The sequence below is a fragment of the Chromobacterium alticapitis genome (assembly GCF_002924365.1).
GTDB classification, from domain to species: domain Bacteria; phylum Pseudomonadota; class Gammaproteobacteria; order Burkholderiales; family Chromobacteriaceae; genus Chromobacterium; species Chromobacterium alticapitis.
This window is the reverse complement of the sequence record NZ_PQWB01000051.1, coordinates 90,685-111,273: the sequence shown is the minus strand read 5'-3', so window position 1 is coordinate 111,273 and position 20,589 is coordinate 90,685. Positions and strand designations below refer to the sequence as shown.

Sequence of the window (20,589 nt, the reverse complement as noted above, 5' to 3'; positions counted from 1 at the left end):
CTTGTGGGAGAGGGGTTGGGGAGAGGGGGCGTCGTGCCCTCTCCTCGGACGATCTTGGGGTGCTGGTTCCGCCCTGCGGGCGGGTAAGTCCGTAGCGAGGGTTGGACGCCAGGCCATACCCGCGATTCCATTTCCGATGGCTCATGTTTTGTCGGCCGCCTCGCTCGCGGGTATGGCATGGCCAACCCGCGCTACGCACTGCGTCAAGCCCCTCTCCCCTCGCGGGAGAGGGGTTGGGGAGAGAGGGGCATCCTCCACCACCGCCACCGTCACCCCATCCACTGCGGTCTTGGGCACGATCAACCTCCCCCGCGGGCTGGCGATCAGCGCGCAGGGCTCGCACACGCCGTCCACGCCGACGTTCCGCCGCACCCAGTCCGACGGCGTGCCGGTCCAGCCGCGGGCGGCGACGTCTTCGCGGGCGATGACGCGCAGCGGGAGCGCGTGGCGGGCGCAGAATGCCAAGAGGCCGGCTTCGTCGGCCTTCAGGTCTATCGTCGCTACTTCGCGCACGTCGGACAACGCTCGGCCAGCCAAGGCCTGCAATACCGCTTGTTCGATGGCCTCGGCGCTTTTGCCGCGGCGGCAGCCGATTCCCAGCATCAGCGGCTTGATCGCCTCCGTCGCGGTGGTGACGGCCGGCACCGCGCCGGTCAGCCGCGCCGCTTCGTAGGCCAGCGCATTGGCGCCGCCTTCGTGGCCGGACAACAGCGGGATGGCGAAGCGGGCGGCTTCGTCCATCACCACTACCGCCGGGTCGCTGTACTTGCTTTGCGGCAGGCCGTCCAGATAGCGGACGGCGATGCCGCTGGCCATCACCAGCACCCAGTGGCTGTGCGCGTGGAAGGCGGCGCGGAATTGCTCGCGGCCGCTGGCATCCGCCTCCAGCCACGGCTGGTACAGCCGGGCGTCCAGCGCCGATGCCAGCTTCTGCCCCAAGGGCAGCGCTTCGGCGCGCACCAGCCACACGGCGCGGCTCATGCCTGGTTTTCTTTCTGCAGGCTGGCCCGCTTGGTCTTGCGCTCGTCGCCGTCGCGGAAGATGTGGGTGAAGCCGGCCGCGTACAGGCTGGATTCGACGCCGCCTTCGCGCGACAGCGCTTCGCCCACCAGCAGCAGCGTGGTCAGCAGCCAGTCTTTCTGCTTCACCTCGGACAGCATCTTGCCCAGCGTGCTGCGGTGGACGGACTGGTCCGGCCAGCTGGCGCGGCGCACCAGCGCCACCGGGGTGCTGGGCGGGTAGTGCAGCGACAGGTCGGCGACGGTCTGTTTCAGCCGCTGGCCGGACAGGAAGATGCACATCGTCGCGCGGTGAGATGCAAAGCTGGCGATGGATTCCGTCTCCGGCACCGCGCTGGCGCGGCCGCTGGTGCGGGTGAGGATGATGGACTGCGACACCTCGGGCCGGGTCAGTTCGCTGCACAGCGCGGCGGCGGCGGTGGTGAACGAGGACACGCCGGGGACCACTTCATAGGCGATGCCCAGCGCTTCCAGCCGGCGCATCTGCTCGTTGGTGGCGCCGTAGATGGCCGGATCGCCGGAGTGCAGCCGCGCCACGTCCTTGTCCTCGGCCTGGGCGCGGCGGTACAGCGCCTCCTGCTGGTCCAGATTCAGCTCGGCGGTGTCATGGATCTCCGCGTCCGGACGGCAGTGGCTCAGCATCTCGGCCGGCACCAGCGAGCCGGCGTACAGCACCATGGGCGCCGCGCCCAACAGGCGGCTGCCGCGCAAGGTGATCAGGTCGGCGGCGCCGGGGCCGGCGCCGATGAAATACACTTTCATTTCGAAACCTCGGTGGAAAATTGGCATCGCCCCCTCTCCCCGGCCCTCTCCCACGAGGGGAGAGGGAGGGCGCGGCGATGGCTTTGATCGCATAGGAGGTCGGCAGTGGATAGCGTAGGGCGGATGCCCCAAAGGGGCGATCCACCTTCCCTGCGACGGCTTGGCAGAGTCGGCGAGGGATACGCAGTGCATCGCCCCCTCTCCCCGGCCCTCTCCCGCGAGGGGAGAGGGAGGGCGCGGCGTTGGCTTTGATCGCATAGGAGGTCTGCAGTGGATAGCGTAGGGCGGATGCCCCAAAGGGGCGATCCGCCGCGACCCGCTTGCCGACTCACTACCGTAAGCGCGGCGGAGCGCCCGATGTCATCGGGCTTCCGCCCTACGGTGCAAGAAGGCGCGTTCATGAATGGCGTCTTTCTCTGGCTGCCTTGCGGATCAGCATGGTGGCGAGGTAGCCGCTGGCCTCGGCCGTCAATTGCGAGGCGTCGGCGCACAGCACTTCGCCGGGCAGGCCGATGCGGCGGGCGAAGGCGCACAACTGGGCGATGCCCATCTGGTTCAGCAGCGCCAGCACGTCGGGCAGCCGCTTGCCTATCTTCATCAGCACCACGATGTCGTGGCTTTCGATATCGGCTTGCAGCTCGGCCATGTCGTCGGGGCAGGGCAGGATCAGGATGCGTTCCTTGCCTTCGCCCAGCGGCCAGGACAGGGCCGACGCGGTGGCGGCGAAGCTGGTGACGCCGGGGAAGGTCTGCGTCTCCAGCGCCGGCAGCATTTCACGCAGCGCCGCCAGCAGGTAGCCGTAGGTGGAGTAGGTCATCGAATCGCCTATGGTCAGGTAGGCGACGTTCCGGCCGGTTTTCAATTCGGCGGCCAGTCGCTCGGCCAGCGCGCCGTAATGGCGCGACAGCGCGCCGCGATCCGGATTCATTTCGAACTCGATTTCGCAAAAGCGGCTTTCGTCCAGCGCCAGTCCTGCCAGGCATTGCCGGGCGACGGATGTGTCGCTGGAGGTGGCGCGCGGCAGGTAGACGATGTCGGCCTCGCGCAGCGCGGCCAGCGCCGCCACCGGAATCAAGCCGGCCGGTCCCGGCCCTACCCCTATGCCTATGAGCTTGCCCAGCTTCATGCGGCTTCTCCCAGCGGCGTGCCGTCCATGCTAAAGAGGCGCACCGCCACCTGCCGCACGCTGGGCACCTTGGTCGCCATCCGCGCCGCGGTGCGGCGTTCTATCTCCATCCAGTAGCCGCGCGCGTCCGGCTGGCTGCTCATGATCTGCACTACGTTCTCCACGGTATTCGCTTGTTTGATTTGCGCCACCAGCTCGGGCGCATGGCCCAGGTCGGCGGCGACGCCGGCGACGGCGTCCATCGCCATGCCGCTCTTGCCGGAGTGGGTGTCCCACACCCCGTCCAGCAGCTTGGCGATCTTGCCGGGGTGGCCCAGCACCCACAGCGTGTCGAGGATGCGGCCCTGTTCGATCAGCACCGATTCGGCGAAGTCCAACGAATCGCCGACGAAGTTGGCGATCTGGACGACCTGTTTCTTCTGAAGCCCCAGCGTGTCGGCGGCGTAGCCGCGGCCTATCTTGCCGGGGGTGAAGGCGATGGCAGTCGGCAGCTCGCCCAGCGCCACCCGCACATAGACCTCGATCGACGCGATCCACGCCGCCTGCGACATCGGCTCTACGATGCCGCTGGTGCCCAGGATGGAGATGCCGCCGACGATGCCCAGCATCGGGTTGAAGGTGCGCTTGGCGATCTTGTCGCCGTCGACGCAGCCTATCGCCAGGTCGATGCCGGGGGCCGGCCGGCCGGCCAGGACTTCGTCCACGGCCATCCGCATCATCTGCCGCGGCACCGGGTTGATCGCCGGCTCGCCGGGCGGGATGCGCAGGCCGGGTTGGGTGACCATGCCGACGCCGGGCGCGGCCAGGAAGCGCAGCGCGCCGGTGTCGTTCAACTTCACCTCGGCGAATATCGTCGCGCCGTCGGTGTTGTCCGGGTCGTCGCCGGCGTACTTCAGCACTTCGGCGCGCACGGTGTTTTCGTCCAGCCAGGCCACGATCTCTACCGGCACTGCCAGGTAAAAGTCCGGGTCCGGCAGGCTGATGTCGACCTCGTCCGCGACTACGCCGTCCAGCAACAGCATCAGCGCCGCCTTGACGGCGGCGGTGGCGCAGCTGCCGGTGGTGCGGCCGCGGCGCATGCCGTTGGGCGCGGGGGCGGCGAGGTCGTAGGGCTGGCGCACCGGGCTCATTCTTCCCGTTGCTGTTGCTGCTGATGATGAACGTGTTCGATCGCGTCTATCATCAGCGCGTTGACCACGGTGGCCGCCCACGGCGAGCCGCCGCGGGTGCCGCGGTTGGTGATGCGCGGCACTTGCAGCAGCGCGCGCAGCTCTTCCTTGCATTCGCGGGTGCCGACGAAACCCACCGGCAGGCCCACCACCAGTTGCGGCCGCCAGCCGTGATCGCGCACCAGGCGCACCACTTCGCGGATGGCGGTGGGCGCGTCGCCTATCGCCACCACGCAGTCGTTGCCGAACTTCTGCCACGCCCGGCGGATGCCGGCGGCAGAGCGGGTGAGGCCGCTGGCTTCGGCCAAGAGCCGGGTTTCCTCGTCGTGCACGCCGCACCAGGTTTCCACTTCCAGCTGGCGCAGCACCTCGCGCTTCAGGCCGGTTTCCACCATGGTGACGTCGGTGACCACGCGGCGGCAGCGCAGCAGCGCGCGCATGCCGGTTTCGCAAGCGCCGGCGGAGAAGAACAGGTCGTCGACGCTGTTGAAGTCGCCGGTGGTGTGCACCAGCCGCATCAGCGCGGTGCGCTGCTCGGCCGGGAAGGCCGACCAGTCGCGGCCTTCATCTATGATGCGCATGCTTTCGGCTTCGATCGGATGCGGGGTGTAGCGCTTCCAGGCCGGCGGCTGGTTTGGCGCCGGCTCGCGCTCCAGCAGGCCGCGCACCTTGCCGTGGTGGCCGCGCTGCGGCTCGCCCACTTGCTGCTCGAAGCCGACGATCTGCACCCGGTACTTGCACAACGCGCAGTTCATCGCCGCGCGGCCCTCCACGCCTTCCTGCGCCCGCTCCAGGAACACCTCGGCCACTTGCGGGTCCGGGCCCAGATAAGCAGTGCTCAGCACCTCGATCTCCGGATGGCGCGCCGCCAGGTCCGCCGCCGCGCCGTAGATGCGCTTGACCAGCACGCCGTCGAACAGGAAGTAGGGCAGCACCACGATGCGGCGGTAGCCCAGCATGGCGGCGGCGCGCAGGCCGTCGGCCACCAGCGGCTTGGCGGTGCCGGAATAGCAGACGAAGGAGGCGGCGAAGCCCAGGCCTTCCTCCAGCATCCGCGCGAGCTTGGAGATTTCGGAATTGGCGTCCGGGTCCGAGGTGCCGCGGCCGACGACGACCAGACAGGCGTCATTGCGCGAGATGGTCTGCGGCGACGCGGCCTCGGCCTCGACGATGCGCTGGCGGCACAGCGCCAACAGCCGCGGATGCAGGTCCAGCGCCGCGCCGAAGTGAAAGGCTACGCCCGGATGCGCCTGCTGCAGCGCCAGCAACTCGCTGGGCATGTCGTTCTTGGCGTGGGTGGCGGCCAGCAGCACGCCGGGCACCATCACCACGGTCTTGGCGCCGGCGGCCAGCACCTGCTCCACCGCCTCGTCTATGGTCGGTCGGGCGAATTCCAGAAAGCCGTGGGCGACGGGGCGGTCGCCGGCGCGCGCCTTCAGCGCGTCCACCAGCTGCATGACTTCGTTCACCCCGCCCGGGTCGCGGCTGCCGTGGCCGGCGAGCACGATGGCGTAGTCTTGCGTGCTCATTTGTGGGTCGGCTCGATCTGGCTGTCCATCGGCGAGAGCGTGCGGATCAGCATGATGCTCATGTCGGAGAAGCGCTGCTCTGCGCACTCGGCCAGGGTGCCGCGCCATTCCGCCTCGTTGCGGGTCAGGTTTTCCCACACTTCCACCGGCTGGCTGGCCGGGATGCCGTTTTCCAGCAGATAGGCGGCGATGTGCCAGGGCATGAAGGAGCGCGCCTCGTCCCAGGGGCAGGGGATCACGATGGCGTTGCGGCCGTCTTGCAGCACGTGCACCAGGTGGCGCTTGAACGGGGTCAGGTCGCCGCGGCGGTGGAAGGTGATGAAGCTGGTTTCGTCGAAGCACACCTTGCCGCGGGAGGCCAGGATCTGCGCCGACGAGATGCCGGGTATCGTTTCCACCGGGTGGCCGCAGGCGCGTTCGACCCGCTCCAGGTACTGGAAGCCGCTGAAGTGGATGTCGCCCATGAACACCACCACGCACTTCTTGCCGGCATGGTGGCGCTCGGCGACGATGTCCAGCTGGGCCACTTGGTCGCGGTAGCCCATCTGGATCACTTCGGCGCTGTCGGGGATCAGCGGGCGGACCATGTCCACCACCGCGTTGAAGCCGGCCACCACGTCGGCCTCGCGTATCAGTTGGGCCGAGCGCTGCGGCAGGTAGCCGATATCGCCGGGGCCGGCGCCTATGCAGATGATCATGCGTATTCCTTCGTTATGTCGTTGGCGGCGGACGGGCTACAGGACGCCAGCGCCACCGTTGGTCCGATGACGATCAGCGCCGGGCTGTGGATGCCGGCCGTACTCATGTCTTGTTCCAGCGCGCTCAGGGTGCTCAACACCTGGCGCTGCTGCGGCAGCGTGCCGTTTTCTATCGCCGCCGCCGGGGTGTCGGGTTTCAGGCCGTGGCGCAGCAGTTCGGCGCGGATCAAGGGCAGCCGTTTGACGCCCATATAGATCACCAGCGTCATGCCGCTTTGCGCCAGCGCTTGCCAGTTGGGCTCGTCGTCGTCCTGGTGCGGGTGGCCGGAGACGAAACAAACGCCGTGGACGAAATGGCGGTGGGTCAGCGGGATGCCCAAGGTGGCCGGCACCGCCAGGCCGGCGCTGAGACCGTTGACGATTTCCACCTCAATGCCGGCCGCTTGCAGCGTCAGCATTTCCTCGCCGCCGCGGCCGAAGACGAAGGGGTCGCCGCCCTTGAGGCGCGCCACCGTCTTGCCGGCGCGGGCCTCGTCTATCATCCGCTGCTCGATGGCCGCCTGGGGCGTAGACGGGCAGCCGCCGCGCTTGCCGACCGGCACGATTTCGGCGTCCGGCCGCAGCAGGGTGCGAATGTCCGGATGCACCAGATCGTCCACCAGCGCCACGTCGGCCAGTTGCAGGCAGCGCGCGGCCTTCAGCGTCAGCATTTCCAGGTCGCCGGGGCCGGCGCCTATCAGGTAAACCTTGCCCGTCATCTCAGCGGCCCAGTCTTTGTTGAATCGTCAATGTCAGCTGCTCGCCGGTGAGGGCGTCGCAAGCCAGGTATTCGGCACCCAGCGCTTCGGCCAGCTCGCGGGCGCGGCCCAGGCGGACGAAGTCCTGTTCGGTGTCCAGCACCAGCGCCGGCGCGCCGGCCAGCTGGCCGGCCAGGTCCAGCGCCTGCCGCCACGGGTCGCCGTCGCCATCCAGCGCCACATTGGCGCGGCCGTCGCTGAGGATGACCAAGAGCGGGGCCGGGCCGCCCAGCTGGCGGGACAGCGTGTCGGCGGCCAACGCCAGCGCGTGGGCCAGCGGCGTGCGGCCGCCGGTGGGCAGCTCGCGCAATGCCAGTTCTGCCTGTTCGACGCGGTTGCACGGCGGCAGCAGCAGTTCCGCCTGCTGGCCGCGGAAGGCGATCAGCGCCACCTGGTCGCGGCGGCGGTAGGCGTCTTCCAACAGGCTCATCACCGTGCCCTTGACCTGTTCCATGCGCTGGCGCGCGGCCATCGATCCGGACGCGTCGACGACCAGCAGGATCAGGTTGCCCTGTTTGGCGACGCGGACCTTGTCGTGCAGGTCGGCGCGGGTTACGGCGAAGTGGTCCGGATCGCGCAAGATCGCGTGGCGCAGAGTGGCGTCCACCGCCAGCTGGGCCGGCTGAGGATTGGCCTCGGCGCGCACGTAATGGCCGCGCTGGCGGCTGGCGCCGTCGCTGCGGCGGCCGGCCGCGTCGCCCAGACTCTGCGCCTGGACGCGGATGCGGGCGATGTCGCCGGCCGGCGCGGCGGCGAAGATTTGTTCCGAACCATGGCTGGCAGGATTCGGCTCCTGCTCGCCGTCGGCGTCCGGCGGCGGCTGGCTGTGATCCTGTTCCTGAGGAGAAGGCGGCGGTGGGGTGGACGCCTGCCGCGTCATCTGCTCCAGCTTGTCCTGGTCCAACCCGCTCTGCTCGAACGGTTTGCGGCGGCGGCGGTGCGGCAGCACCAGCCGGGCGGCGTCGCGGATGTCTTCGGCGCTGGCGTCAATGCGACCGTCCAGCGCGGCTAGCGCGCGCGCGGCCTTGTTCAGCACGATGTCGGCGCGCAGGCTGCTGACGTCGAATTCGCAGCACAGCTCGCTGACGAAGTGGAACAGGCTATCGCTGAGCCGGGTTTGCGGCAGCAGCGCGCGGGCGGCGGCGATGTTTTCGCGCAGCGCCTCGCTGTCGGTTTGCCACTGGGCGGCGAAGCCGGCCGGGTCGGCCTCGAAGGCCAGGCGGCGGCGCACCACTTCGGCGCGCAGGGCAGGCTCGCGCGGCGCGGCCACGTCCACCATCAGGCCGAAGCGGTCCAGCAACTGCGGCCGCAGATCGCCTTCCTCCTGGTTCATGGTGCCGAGCAACGTCACCCGCGCCGGGTGGCTGACCGCCAGGCCCTCGCGCTCGACGGTGTTGACGCCCATCGCGGCGGCGTCCAGCAGCACGTCCACCAGATGGTCGGCCAGCAGATTCACTTCATCGATGTAGAGCATGCCGCGGTGGGCCGCCGCCAACAGGCCGGGCTTGAATGCCTGTTTGCCGCCCTGCAGCGCCTTTTCGAAGTCCAGGCTGCCCAGCACGCGGTCCTCGGTGGCGCCCAGCGGCAGGTTGATGAAGGGCACCGGGCCGTCATGCAGCGCGCGCGCGCCGCCGGAGCACACCGGGCACAGCGGCAGCGGATGGTCGGGCTCGCAGTTGTAGCCGCAGCCGGCGGCGCGGCGTATCGCCGGCAGCACGGCGGCCAGACCGCGCGCGGCGGTGCTCTTGGCGCTGCCCTTGTCGCCGCGCACCAGCACGCCGCCGACCGTCGGATCGACGGCGCAGATCAGCAGCGCCTGTTTCAGTTGTTCCTGGCCGACGATGGCGGCGAACGGGTAAATCGGGCTCATGCTTGGTTTTCTCCGCGCGCTTCCAACAGCGCTTCGCTATCCAGGTGCAGCTGGCGCAGGGCGGCCAGCGTGTCCGGGTCCGGCTCCGCCCACAGCTGGCGCTGCGCGGCTTCCAGCAGGCGGTCGGTGATGGCGTTCAGCGCCCACGGGTTGCTGTCGGCGAAGAATTGCTGCATAGACGGGTCCAGCGCGTAGCTTTGCGCCAGTTGTTCATAGACCCAGTCGTCCACCACCTGGGCGGTGGCGTCGTAGCCGAACAGGTAATCGACGGTGGCGGTCAGCTCCAGCGCGCCTTTGTAGCCGTGCTTCTGGATGCCGGCTATCCACTTGGGGTTGGCTACCCGCGAGCGGAACACGCGCAGCACTTCCTCCTTCAGGCCGCGCACGGCCGGCGCTTCCGGATTGTGGCTGTCGCCGAAGAAGGCGCGCGGCTGGCGGCCGCTGAGGCTGCGTATCGTCGCGATCATCCCGCCGTGGTATTGCAGGTAGTCGTCGCTGTCGAAGATGTCGTGCTCGCGGTTGTCCTGGTTGTGCAGGGCGACCTCGACGCCGGCCAGCCGGTGGCGCAGCGCGTCGCGGGCGTCGGCGCCGTTGGCCTCGCGGCCGTAGGCGTAGCCGCCCCAGTTGACATAGGCGGTGGCGAAGTCGGCGTCGTTCTGCCAGTTCTGCTCGTTGATCAGCGGCAGGATGCCGGCGCCGTAGCTGCCCGGCTTGGCGCCGAACACGCGGTACAGCGATTGCGCGTCGGCGTCGGGCCGCTTGCCCAGCAGTTCATTCTTCAAGTCGGCCAGGTAGTGCTTGCGCAGGAAGTTCTGCTCCGTCGGCTCGTCCAGCCGCGCCACGGTGTGCACCGCCTCGTCCACCAGCGAGATCAGATGGGGGAAGGCGTCGCGGAAGAAGCCGCTGATGCGCACGGTGACGTCGATGCGCGGCCGGCCCAGCTCGGCCAAGGGGATCACTTCCAGGCCCTGCACGCGGCGGCTTTCCTGCTGCCAGCGCGGCTTGACGCCGAGCAGCGACAGGATTTCGGAGATGTCGTCGCCGTGGGTGCGCATCGCGCTGGTGCCCCACACGCTGATGGCCACCGATTCCGGATACTGGCCGGTTTCCTTCAGATGGCGGGCCAGCATCTCGCGCGCCAGGCCGTCGCCTATGCGCCAGGCGGCTTGCGAGGGCAGGCTGCGCGGGTCCACCGAGTAGAAATTGCGGCCGGTGGGCAGGATGTGGGCCATGCCGCGCGTCGGCGCGCCGCTGGGACCGGCCGGCACGTAGCCGCCTTCCAGGCCGCGCAGCAGATTGTCTATCTCCTCGGCGGTGCGGGCCAGCTTGAGGCACAGTTCGGCGCAGATGAAGTTCAGCACCCGCTCCAGATCGGCGTTCGGTGCTATGCCGGGCAGGATGTTTTCGACGGCGGCGGGGATGGCGGCGGCGTGGTAGCCGCGCGCGGCCAGATCGGCGATCAACGCGCGCGCCAGCTTCAGCACCGCGTCGTGCGCGTCGGCGCGGGTGACCAGAGCCTGGCCGGCCAGCGCTTGCAAGGCCGCGGGGGCTTCGGCCAGCCGTTTGCCCTGGTCTTGCTGCCACAGCGGCCAGTCGCCGCCGCAGGCCGCCGCCACGCTGGCGGGCAGGCCGGGGATGCCGAGGTTGGGCAGCCGGGTCAGCGCCAGCAGCATGTCGACCAGGGCCTCGCCCTGCGGCGCGTTGCCGAGCACGTGCAGGCCGTCGCGGATCTGCGCCGCGCCCAGCTCGCACAGATAGCCGTCTATGTCCTCGATCAGGTGGGCGACGTCGACGCCGTCCATCTTGGCCAGGCTCAAGGGCACGCCGTCCTCGTTCAGCGTGTCGTCCCAGTCGTGGTCATGGTCGTGGTGGTCGTGGTGATGGCCATGGTCGCCATGATCGTGGTGGTGATGGTGTCCATGATCGTGGCCGTGCGTGGCCTTGGCCGGGCGGTATTTCGCCGCGGCGGCCGTCGCCGGCTTCATCGTCGCCGCCGGCTTGGCCGCTTGAGTCCGGTACTTGCCGTGGACGGCGGCGGGCGCATGCTGGTGTCCGCCATGGGGGTGATCATGGTCGTGATGGTCGTGACCGTGGTGATCATGGCCATGGTCATGATCGTGCTTCAGCATCGCCGCCAGGTCGGTGTCGAGTTTGGCTTCCTTGATCAGGTCCCAGATCTGCTGCTGCAGCAGCGGCAGTTTGTTTGGGTCCAGCAGCTCCACCTGGTAGTACTCGTCCACCAGCTGGGTCAGCTGCGCCAGCGGGCCGTAGCTGTCGGCGGTGGTCATCGTCGGCGTCAGGTGGTCGATGATCACCGCGTGGCCGCGGCGCTTGGCTTGCGAGCCTTCGCCCGGATCGTTGACGATGAAGGGGTAGAACAGCGGCATGTCGCCCAGCAGCGCGTCCGGGAAGCAGTTCTGCGACACGCCCACGCCCTTGCCCGGCAGCCATTCCAGCGTGCCGTGCTTGCCGACGTGGACGATGGCGTCGGCTCGCCAGTCGTCGCGCAGCCAGCGGTACAGCGCGTAGTAGTGGTGGGTAGGCGGCAGGTCCGGGGTGTGGTAGATGGCGTCCGGGTCCATGCCGTAGCCGCGCGGCGGCTGCAGCGCGACGAAGACATTGCCGTAATCCAGGCCGGAAAACACCAGTTCGTCGCCGTCGACGTAGGCGCCGCCCGGCGGCTGGCCCCAGCGTTGCAGCATCTTGTCGCGCAGCGCGTCGGGCAGCTCGTCGAACCAGGCCTGGTAGCGCTTGGCCGGCACGCGGGCGGCGGCGTTCCGCATCTGCTCGGCGCTCAGATAGTCCTGGTCGTAAGCGCCGCGGTCTATCAGCTCGTGCATCAGCGCGTCGCTGTCTGGCGGCAGCTCCGCCATTTGGTAGCCGCGCGTCTGCATGCCGCGCAGCATCGCATAGAGAGATGCCGGCGAGTCCAGCCCCACCGCGTTGCCTATCTGTGAGGCCTTGCTGTTGGAGTTGGTGAAGATGAAGGCGATGCGCTTGTCGGCATTGGGCACATGGCGCAGCCGCGCCAGCCGGGCGGCGATGCCGGCCAGGCGGCGGGCGCGGTCAGGCAAGGGCGCGTATTGCTCGGCCTGGCCGGCTTTCGCCGGCTGCTTGAAGCTCAGCGGCACGCCGATGATGCGGCCGTCGAACTCCGGCAGCGCCACGTTCATCGCGGTGTCCAGCGGATTGAAGCCGCGGTCGGACGCCTCCCACTGTTCGCGGGTCATGCTGCTGGTGATGGCCTGCAGCACCGGCAGATCCAGCCGGTCCGACGCCTCCACCGCCCAGCCGGGCTGGGTGGGGCCGTCGTTGTTGATGTCGCCCATCGCGAACGAGGTGGTGTTGATCAGCAAGGACACCTGAGCGCGTGGATCGGTCAGCAGCGCCAATGCCGCCGGCAGGCCGCCGTCTTGAATCGTGCGCAAGGACGAAGTGAACACCGGCAGCGCGTTGACGCCGCGCTCGGCCAGGCAATCCACCAGCAGGTCGATGAAGCGGGTGTTGCCGGACAGCCAGTGGGCGCGGTAGAAGCACAGACCGACGGTGGGCCAGTCCGGATGGCGGATTTCAAGCCAATCGTCGAGCGAGCAGGGCGCGGCCAGCTCCGGGTGGTAGACGCCGTGCTCCGGCAGCGGCTGCGGGCTCTGGTAGCCGAAGCCGGTCAGCAGCAGTCTATCCGCCAGGCAGCGCATCATCTCGCCCAGGTTGGCGCTGCCTCCGGCCTGCAGATAGGCATGGACGTCCTGCTGCAGCGATACCGGCGCGCTGCACAGGGCTTGCAGCTCCGGGTCCGGCTCGCCTGTGCCGCTGACCACGATGACGGCGCATTGCACGCGGCGGGCGTGGGCCAGCAGCCGCTCCAGGCCGGGTATCGCGTCGGCGCGGCCCAGCACGCGCAGCACGATGGCGCGGGCGTTGGCAAGCTGGCCGTCCAGCAGTGTCTGCATCGCGGCTTCGTCGGCTATGCCTTGCAGCGCGATGCCGGCGACCGCGGGGAAATCCTCAGGCCAGCGCGCGCGCGACAGCGCGGCGAGGTCGGTGCCGGCGTGGCTCAATAGTGCGATTTCGGCGCTCATGCCTGGGCCTCCGCGTCGATGTCGCCGATGCCGGTTTTATGGAACACCAGTTCTTCAACCGGCGAGCCATCGCGCAGATGCTGGCAGACGATGCGTTCGACATCGGCCTCGGTGACCTTGCGGTACCAGACGCCGTCCGGGTACACCACCATCACCGGGCCTTCCTTGCACACGGCGAAGCAGTGGCTGCGGGTGCGTTTGGCGCGCAGGCCGTCGCAGGCGTCTATCGTGCGGCCCAGATGCAGGAACATCGCTTCCGAGCCCTGGCCGTCAGGCGTGCAGCGCGGGCCGGTGCACATCAGCACGTGTTTGTCGTGCGTTCTCATTGCGCCTCCGGGGCCATTTGGTCGAAGCGCTTCCACTTGTAGATGGCGGCGGAGGCGAGCCAGGTGAACAGGAACACGCCGACCACGAAATAGCCGAAATGGGCCAGGTCGTCGTTGAGCGCGGCGATCACATCCCACAGGCCGCCGCTGAGCTGCAGCTTGTCCACCAGCAAGCCCAGGCCTTCCAGCCCGCCGATGCCGACGGCGACGACGACCGAGACGAAGGTGATGGTCAGGTTGTACCAGAGCTTGCGCACCGGATTGATGAAGGCCCAGCCGTACACTTCCACCATCATCATGCTGTCCAGCGTGTCCACCAGCGCCATGCCGGCGGCGAACAGCACCGGGAACACCATGATGTGCCACAGCGCTACGCCGTGCGCGCTCTGCGAGGTGGCTATGGCGAACAGGCCGATCTCGGTGGCGGTGTCGAAGCCAAGGCCGAACAAAAAGCCGATGGGCAGCATATGCCAGCTCTTGCTCACCATCTTGAACAGCGGGCGCAGCATGCGCGCGATCAGACCGCGGTTGTTCAACAGCAGGTTCAATTGCTCGTCGCAGATGGCTTCGCCGGCGCGGGCGCGGCGGAAGGCGTTCCATACCGCGCGCAAAGAGGATAGGTTGATCAGGGCCAGCGTCAGCAGGAAGAAGGCCGACACGCTGGTGCCGATGACGCCGCCTATCTCCTTGAAGCCGGTGATGCGGCTTTGCAGCGCGCTGGCGGCGAATACGATGACGGCGACGGCGATGACCACCACCGCGGAGTGGCCGACAGAAAAGAACAAGCCGACTGCCGACGGGTGGCGGCCTTCCTGCATCAGCTTGCGCACGGTGTTGTCGATGGCGGCGATGTGGTCGGCGTCCACCGCGTGGCGCAGGCCGAACAGGTAGGCGAGCAGGGCGGTGGCGAGCTGGGCCGGGTAATCGGAGAAGGCGGCGAAGGCCCAGGCCCAAGCCAGGAGATTGGCCAGGATCAGCCCGGCGAGTATGGGGGCGTGGCGCGCCAGGCGGCGGCCCGCGGATAGCGTGGTGGATGGATGCATGGTGCCCTCGGAGACGATAACCGTCGCGCAAGCGAGGGCACATCCTTCCGTCTTCTATCCATGGACGGAGCTTGTGCGTATCCCCCGGTACACCCCGCCCGGCTTCTGCTTGCGTCGACACGTATGACGGCCGGTCTCCTGGCTTGCGCGTCGCCGTCCTGGCGCCGCCTTCCCGATCGCTAAGGATCAGTGGCGTCTGGCGTGGACTCTGCGCTTACAGTTGCGGGGGCAGCCGCGGTTTCGCACCGCGTTCCCGTTTCACCCTCTAGGGGCACCGTCATGATTGAGCCGGATGATACGCGACTAGCGGTGGGCTGTGAACCGCAATGGTTCTGATTACAAGCGTCGCCAGTCAGTCAGCGCCTGTTCCAATCTCACCCAGTCTTGATCGGTTTTGGGCAGGCCGAAGCGCAAGCTGGGAGTGGATTCGAAGTAGCGGGTCAGGATGCCGCGGCCGGCCAGGTAGCGATGCGTGGATAGGCTGTTTGCATGTGGACTCCACTGGAACAGTTCGCAGCCGCCGGCGGGGGGCAAACCATGCCGTTCCAGGCAGCGTTGCAGCCGCGCGCTGTCGCGCTGCAGCTTGCTTTTCATGCTTTGTTGCCATTCTGTGTCCTGCAAGGCTAGCTTGACAACTTCGCGCGCCGGGCCGGCCACCGTCCATGGGCCCAGTTCTTCGGCCAGGGCGTTCAGTAACTCCGGCCAGCCGAACACGAATCCGGCGCGCGCGCCGGCCAGGCCGAAGAACTTGCCGATCGAGCGCAGCACGATCAGTCCCGGCTTGCCGATGTGCGGCAGCATGCTGTCTTCCGGCGCGGCGTCCAGAAACGCCTCGTCCACCACCAGCCAGCCGCCGCGCGCGGCCAGCCGCTGCCGCCAGTTTTCCAGCAGCGCCGGGTCGAAGCGGTCGCCGGTGGGGTTGTTGGGATTGCACAGCAACACCACGTCCAGTTGGTCTATGCCGGCGGCCAGCTCCTCCGGCGACAGCCGGAGCAACTGGTGTCCGCGCTTCTGCCAGTGGTGCGGGTGCTCGGCGTAGCATAGGGCCAGCATGCCGACGCGGCAGGGCGCGCGCAGCCGCGGCAGCAGCTGGATTGCCGGTTGCGAGCCGGCCACGGCCAGCAGCTTGTCGCTGCCGTAATATTCCGCCGCCGCCGCCTCCAGCCCATCATGGTTCTGCGGCAGCCGCAGCCAGCTGTCGGCAGACAGCGGCGGCACCGGCCAGCCATTGGGATTGACGCCGGTGGACAGGTCCAGCCAGTCGCCGGCCGGGATGCCGTATTCGGCCGCGGCGCGCAGCAGGCCGCCTCCGTGTTCAAGCATGGATCGCTCCGATCAAAATGGCGGCCGCCAGCGACAACGCCGCCCACAGCCACATGCCCCGGTTGACCAGCCGCACCGCGCGGGCTATGTCCTCATGCGTAGGCGTGGGACCGCAACCGAGCGGCGGACGTTCCTTCCACTGGCCGTGGTAGCGCGCGCCGCCGCCCAGCGACACGCCCAGCGCGCCGGCGCCGGCCGCCATCACCGGGCCGGCGTTGGGGCTGTACCAGGTCGGCGCCTGGGTGCGCCAGCAGCGCCAGCCGTCTGCGGCATGGCCCAGCAGCAGATAGGTGAGGGCGGCCAGCCGCGCCGGGAGATAGTTCAGCGCGTCGTCGAAGCGGGCGGCGGCCCAGCCGAAGTGCAGGTAGCGATCGTTTTTGTAGCCCCACATCGCATCCAGTGTGTTGGACAGCCGGTACAGCACCGCGCCCGGCGCGCCCAGAACCAGGAACCAGAACAGCGCGGCGAAGACGGCGTCGCTGCCGTTTTCCAGCACCGACTCGATCGTCGCGCGGGCCACGCCGGCTTCGTCCAGCTCGCTGGTGTCGCGGCTGACGATCCAACCCACCCGTTCGCGGGCCAGGGCCAAGTCGCCGTCGGCCAAGGCTTTTCGCACCACCTCGGCGTGCTGGGCCAGGCTCTGCGCGCCAACGGCCAAATACAGCAGGATGATGGGAACGATGGCGCCCAGCCACGGCAGTCTCGCCAGCGCCCAGGCCAGCAGGGTGAAAGGCAGGATCAGCAGCGCGATGGCGGCCGCGCCGCGCAGCCGCATGCGCCAGACCGGCTCAGCCTCCGGCGCGGATGGGTAGGCCAGCCGCTCCATGGCCTTGACCAGCCGGCCGAAGCCGACCAGCGGATGCCAACGCGGCGGTTCGCCCAGCAGACGGTCCAGCAGCAGCGCGATCGGCAGAAACAATGCGGAATTCAACAAGCGGCCCTATATAATGGCCGGCCGCCGCTCGGGATTATCCAATGCGCAAGCGTTTTGCGCGCGGGGCGGCCGGAATGAATCAAGCCGCCATTCTAAGCGTTGTCAGCCATCCATGCGCAGGGAGATCGCCATGAGCGCCAAAACCATCATGATCCAGGGCGCCACGTCCGACGCCGGCAAGAGCGCGCTGGCTACCGGCTTGTGCCGTCTGCTGGCCCGGCGCGGCGTGAGGGTGGCGCCGTTCAAGCCGCAGAACATGGCGCTCAACAGCGCGGTGACGGCGGACGGCGGCGAGATCGGCCGCTCGCAGGCGGTGCAGGCGCTGGCCTGCCGCGTGGAGCCGCACACCGACATGAACCCGGTGCTGCTGAAGCCCAACAGCCACACCGGCTCGCAGGTGATCATCCAGGGCCGCGCCATCGGCAATATGGAGGCGCGCGGCTATCACGGCTACAAGCCCATCGCGATGCAGGCGGTGCTGGCGTCGCACGCCAGGCTGGCGGAACAGTATCAATGCATCGTCGCCGAGGGCGCCGGCAGCCCGGCCGAGATCAATCTGCGCGACGGCGACATCGCCAATATGGGCTTCGCCGAGGCGGTGGACTGCCCGGTGATCCTGGTGGCCGACATCGAGCGCGGCGGCGTGTTCGCCCATCTGGCCGGTACGCTGGCGCTATTGTCCGAATCCGAGCGCGCCCGCGTCGTCGGCCTGGTGATCAACCGCTTCCGCGGCGATCCGAGCCTGCTCAAGACCGGCGTCGACTGGCTGGAGCAATATACCGGCAAGCCGGTGCTGGGCGTGCTGCCCTATCTGTACGATCTGCACCTGGAGGCCGAGGACAGCATGGGCCTGGATAAGCCCGGCGGGGCCAGGGCAGAGGGCGACACGCTGCGCGTGATCGCCCCGGCCGCGCCGCGCGTCAGCAATCACACCGATTTCGACCCGCTGCGCCAGCACCCGCAGGTGGAGTTCACGCTGGTCCGCGCCGGCGAAACCATTCCGCCGGCTGACCTGATCGTGCTGCCCGGCAGCAAGAACGTGCTGGCGGACCTGGCCTGGCTGCGCGCCCAAGGCTGGGAGGAGGCGATACGCCGCCACCTGCGCTACGGCGGCAAGGTGCTGGGCATTTGCGGCGGCTTGCAGATGCTGGGCAAGAAGCTGCACGATCCGGATGGATTGGAAGGCGAGCCGGGCAGCGGCGACGGCCTGGGCTGGCTGGATATGGAAACCACGCTGGCGAGCGAAAAGCGGCTGACGCGGATGCGCGGCCGGCTGACATTGGGCGACGCCGAGGCCGCCGGCTACGAAATCCACATGGGCGTGAGCCAAGGGCCGGCCTTGGCCAGGCCCGCCGTGCAATTTGACGATGGCGCTACCGACGGCGCGCGCTCGGAAGACGACCAGATCTTCGCAACCTATCTGCACGGCGTGTTCGACGAACCCGCCGCCTGCCAGGCCATTCTGCGCTGGGCGGGACTGGCGGAGCCGGAGGCGCTGGATTACGCGGCGCTGCGCGAGGCCAATATAAACAAGCTGGCAGACATGTTGGAGAATTATCTTGATTTGCGGGCTGTCGAGGCGTGGCTGCCAAGCGGCGTCATACCTGACTGATCAGCAAAAAAAGAGGGCGCAACGCGCCCTCGCGGCCTGCCGCCTTGTCAGGCCAGCAGTACCTTGCGTATCACGCCATCGGCATCCTTGATTTCCATGAAGCCGCTCGCTATCCATACCTGGCGTTTGGCGTCGTCGGCGCCTTTGACTTCGATGAAATTGCCTTCCGCCGGCGCGCCGGCGTGATAGCTTGCGCCCAGTTGGACGAAGCCCGCGGAGCCCTTGGGCCGCAGCGCGAGATCAATATTCTGATCGTCCCCGTCCGCGGAAACCTGCACGGGTTTGCCGAGTTGGCCGCCTTGCAGGAAAGCATGGTTTTTGGCGTCGTCCTGATTTCGAATTTCCGCTTGCAGGCCGCCGCCGGTGTTGAAGTAGATGCTTTCTCTAGCGGCGGTATCCACGCGCAGCGGCCCTTTCATGGCCAGCAGCCGGCCTTGGTCGCTAGCGACGTCCAGCGTGGCGTAATGGTTGCATGCGCCCATTTGGTCCTGCTGGGAGTTCACGCCGTAAATCATGCCGCTGCCATCCGCGCATTCCCAGCCAAAACGGTTGTTGTTCCGCGCCTGGCCGCCCCAGGCTTCCACCACGCCTCTGGCCAAGGCAAAGTAACCGGAGCCCAGATTGTTCTCGCTGATAGTGTTGAGCGCTCGGGTGACTGAGCCCGATAGCGCGGCAAAGCCGCCGTTCAAGTTGCCGCTGGCGTAGGCGCCCTCGCAGTCGATTTGCGACGCGTATTCGGCCTGGAAGCCATAACCCCATTGATTCTCCCTGTCCATGCAGTTGCTGGCGCGGGCGTGGCGGGCATTGATCTGCGATCCGCAAAAGGCCCAGATGCCGACATCGCCGGCATTGCTCACCTGAGCGAAATCCGCATGGATGGTCGAGCCGTAGGACGCATTGATCCCGTAGTAGAAATTGTTGACCTGGATTTTGCTTCCCAGATTGATGAAAGAACCGTTGACGGCGAGGATGCCCGACACATTATTGAGCTTGCTCGCCTTTTGCGGCAGATCGATGCGGAAGCCGTCCAGCAGGCCGAAGCGGTGGCCATTGGCGCATGACACCGCATTATTGGTGGGCGGGAAGCTGGCCATCAGCGCGCACTTGGCCGGATCGGCCTGGTTGCCTATCAGTTGGATCTGGTCGCCCTGTGGGTGGGACAGTTCCAGCGTCGCGCCTGGCGGCAAGGTGTATACGCCATCGGCGACGTTGATGCGGACTATGGCGCCGGCGCCTATCTGTTTGCCGCGCAGGAAATCCATCGCCTCCCAAGGAGTGGGGAAGTCTTGAGGCACGCGGTAGATCAGTAGATGGCCATCGCCATCGCTGTCCGCGCCGCTGAGAATTTCCTGCAGCTTGCCTTCAATGCTGCGTTTGCGCGCGCCTGGCGATTGCGGAGTGTAGGATGGCAGGTTGACGGTAGCGGCGTCGCCGCTGATGCCTATGGTGACGGTGACTTCGGACATGGTGCGGCCTTTCTTCTGGCGGGTTGATCCGGCGCCAGTATCGCGGCCGCATGCGTTTGGGTTCAGTTGGCGCTAGTCAGTGGCAGTATCTTGGCCGGCCTCCGCCGCGATCGCGGCCAGCAGCGCGTCGGCCAGCTCCGGCCGGCAGATCAGCAGATCGGGCATGCTGACGCCTGGCTGGTTGAACACGCAGGGCGAGCCGTCTATCCGGGAGGCGTGCAGGCCGGCGGCCAGCGCCACGCCCACCGGCGCGCAGGTGTCCCATTCGTTCATGCCGCCGGCGTGCAGATAGGCGTGGGCCTGGCCGCGCAGCACCGCCATCGCCTTGGCGCCGGCCGAGCCCATGGGGACCAGCTCCGCGTCCAGCCTGGCGGCCACGCGCGCGGCCAGTTCCGGGGGGCGGGTCCGGCTGACCAGGATTTTCAGTCTGCCAGGCGGCGGCGGGGCAAGCTTCGGCAGGTCGGCGGTGCTGTATACCCGGCTCAGCGCCGGCAGGGCGACGGCGCAGGCGGTCGGCGCGCCATCTTCGGTTAGCGCGACATGCACCGCCCAGTCGTCGCGGCCCGTTTCGCCGTATTCGCGCGTGCCGTCCAGCGGGTCTATGATCCAGACCCGCCGCTTGGCCAGGCGCGCCGGGTCCGGCGCGGATTCCTCGGACAAAAAGCCGTCGTCCGGGCGCGCCGCATGCAGCAGATCCAGTATCAGGGTGTTGGCGTGGGCGTCGCCGAGCGCGCCCAGCGTTTGGCCGTTGCAGGCCTGGCCGCGGCGCAAGTGATTCAGCAGCTCGGCGGCGTGGCTCGCGGTGATGGCGGCGAGTCTGTGGTCATCTGGCATGG

At 68.1% G+C, this 20,589-nt stretch carries 16 protein-coding genes and 1 riboswitch; of the genes, 1 reads left to right on the top strand and 15 read right to left on the bottom strand.

The genetic code is table 11. The features are described from left to right. Positions 1-141 precede the first annotated feature (141 nt). The 13 genes from C2I19_RS13530 to cbiB all read right to left on the bottom strand — a co-directional run bounded on the left by C2I19_RS13530 (position 142) and on the right by cbiB (position 16,672). Positions 142-981: a cobalamin biosynthesis protein gene (locus C2I19_RS13530; RefSeq protein WP_103903218.1), complete on the bottom strand. Its 840-nt coding sequence runs from the start codon at positions 979-981 to the stop codon at positions 142-144. Then, positions 978-1,808: a precorrin-4 C(11)-methyltransferase gene (gene cobM, locus C2I19_RS13525; protein ID WP_233201189.1), complete on the bottom strand. Its 831-nt coding sequence runs from the start codon at positions 1,806-1,808 to the stop codon at positions 978-980. Before cobM ends, C2I19_RS13530 begins: the two co-directional genes overlap by 4 nt. Before the next feature lie 370 nt (positions 1,809-2,178). Next, on the bottom strand, positions 2,179-2,907 hold the full coding sequence (cobI, locus tag C2I19_RS13520) for a precorrin-2 C(20)-methyltransferase (RefSeq protein WP_103903216.1): 729 nt from the start codon (positions 2,905-2,907) through the stop codon (positions 2,179-2,181). After that, positions 2,904-4,037 (bottom strand): cobalt-precorrin-5B (C(1))-methyltransferase CbiD, encoded by a 1,134-nt coding sequence (gene cbiD / locus C2I19_RS13515; protein ID WP_103903215.1) that lies wholly within the window; start codon positions 4,035-4,037, stop codon positions 2,904-2,906. Before cbiD ends, cobI begins: the two co-directional genes overlap by 4 nt. Then, positions 4,034-5,605 carry a precorrin-8X methylmutase gene (locus C2I19_RS13510; RefSeq protein WP_103903214.1) on the bottom strand — a complete coding sequence of 524 codons (1,572 nt, stop codon included), beginning with the start codon at positions 5,603-5,605 and terminating at the stop codon, positions 4,034-4,036. The genes cbiD and C2I19_RS13510 overlap by 4 nt, the downstream gene beginning before the upstream one ends. Then, on the bottom strand, positions 5,602-6,303 hold the full coding sequence (locus C2I19_RS13505) for a cobalt-precorrin-7 (C(5))-methyltransferase (protein ID WP_103903213.1): 702 nt from the start codon (positions 6,301-6,303) through the stop codon (positions 5,602-5,604). Before C2I19_RS13505 ends, C2I19_RS13510 begins: the two co-directional genes overlap by 4 nt. After that, complete coding sequence (gene cobA / locus C2I19_RS13500; protein WP_103903212.1) at positions 6,300-7,061, bottom strand: uroporphyrinogen-III C-methyltransferase; 762 nt, start codon at positions 7,059-7,061, stop codon at positions 6,300-6,302. Before cobA ends, C2I19_RS13505 begins: the two co-directional genes overlap by 4 nt. Before the next feature lies 1 nt (position 7,062). After that, positions 7,063-8,970 carry a putative cobaltochelatase gene (locus C2I19_RS13495; protein WP_103903211.1) on the bottom strand — a complete coding sequence of 636 codons (1,908 nt, stop codon included), beginning with the start codon at positions 8,968-8,970 and terminating at the stop codon, positions 7,063-7,065. Beyond that, positions 8,967-13,049 (bottom strand): cobaltochelatase subunit CobN, encoded by a 4,083-nt coding sequence (locus C2I19_RS13490; RefSeq protein WP_103903210.1) that lies wholly within the window; start codon positions 13,047-13,049, stop codon positions 8,967-8,969. Before C2I19_RS13490 ends, C2I19_RS13495 begins: the two co-directional genes overlap by 4 nt. Then, positions 13,046-13,375 (bottom strand): (2Fe-2S) ferredoxin domain-containing protein, encoded by a 330-nt coding sequence (locus tag C2I19_RS13485; protein WP_103903209.1) that lies wholly within the window; start codon positions 13,373-13,375, stop codon positions 13,046-13,048. The genes C2I19_RS13490 and C2I19_RS13485 overlap by 4 nt, the downstream gene beginning before the upstream one ends. Then, positions 13,372-14,418, bottom strand: a complete 1,047-nt coding sequence (locus C2I19_RS13480) for a HoxN/HupN/NixA family nickel/cobalt transporter (protein ID WP_103903208.1) — start codon at positions 14,416-14,418, stop codon at positions 13,372-13,374. Before C2I19_RS13480 ends, C2I19_RS13485 begins: the two co-directional genes overlap by 4 nt. A 111-nt stretch (positions 14,419-14,529) precedes the next feature. Continuing rightward, a riboswitch (cobalamin riboswitch) is annotated at positions 14,530-14,712 on the bottom strand. Between the two features lie 42 nt (positions 14,713-14,754). Then, the gene (cobD, locus tag C2I19_RS13475; protein WP_103903207.1) at positions 14,755-15,741 is read right to left on the bottom strand and encodes a threonine-phosphate decarboxylase CobD; all 987 of its coding nucleotides are present in this window, start codon (positions 15,739-15,741) and stop codon (positions 14,755-14,757) included. After that, complete coding sequence (cbiB, locus tag C2I19_RS13470; protein ID WP_103903239.1) at positions 15,734-16,672, bottom strand: adenosylcobinamide-phosphate synthase CbiB; 939 nt, start codon at positions 16,670-16,672, stop codon at positions 15,734-15,736. Before cbiB ends, cobD begins: the two co-directional genes overlap by 8 nt. A 133-nt stretch (positions 16,673-16,805) precedes the next feature. On the opposite strand from cbiB, the gene C2I19_RS13465 reads away from it, so the two are divergent. Continuing rightward, positions 16,806-18,287 carry a cobyric acid synthase gene (locus tag C2I19_RS13465; RefSeq protein ID WP_103903238.1) on the top strand — a complete coding sequence of 494 codons (1,482 nt, stop codon included), beginning with the start codon at positions 16,806-16,808 and terminating at the stop codon, positions 18,285-18,287. A 47-nt stretch (positions 18,288-18,334) separates the two neighbouring features. Here the strand turns inward: C2I19_RS13465 and C2I19_RS13460 are convergent, their stop codons facing one another. Both C2I19_RS13460 and C2I19_RS13455 read right to left on the bottom strand, forming a co-directional pair. Next, positions 18,335-19,753, bottom strand: coding sequence for a hypothetical protein (locus C2I19_RS13460; protein ID WP_103903206.1), 1,419 nt, complete (start codon positions 19,751-19,753; stop codon positions 18,335-18,337). Between the two features lie 72 nt (positions 19,754-19,825). Continuing rightward, on the bottom strand, positions 19,826-20,587 hold the full coding sequence (locus C2I19_RS13455) for a 3'(2'),5'-bisphosphate nucleotidase CysQ (protein ID WP_103903205.1): 762 nt from the start codon (positions 20,585-20,587) through the stop codon (positions 19,826-19,828). Between the last annotated feature and the right edge of the window lie 2 nt (positions 20,588-20,589).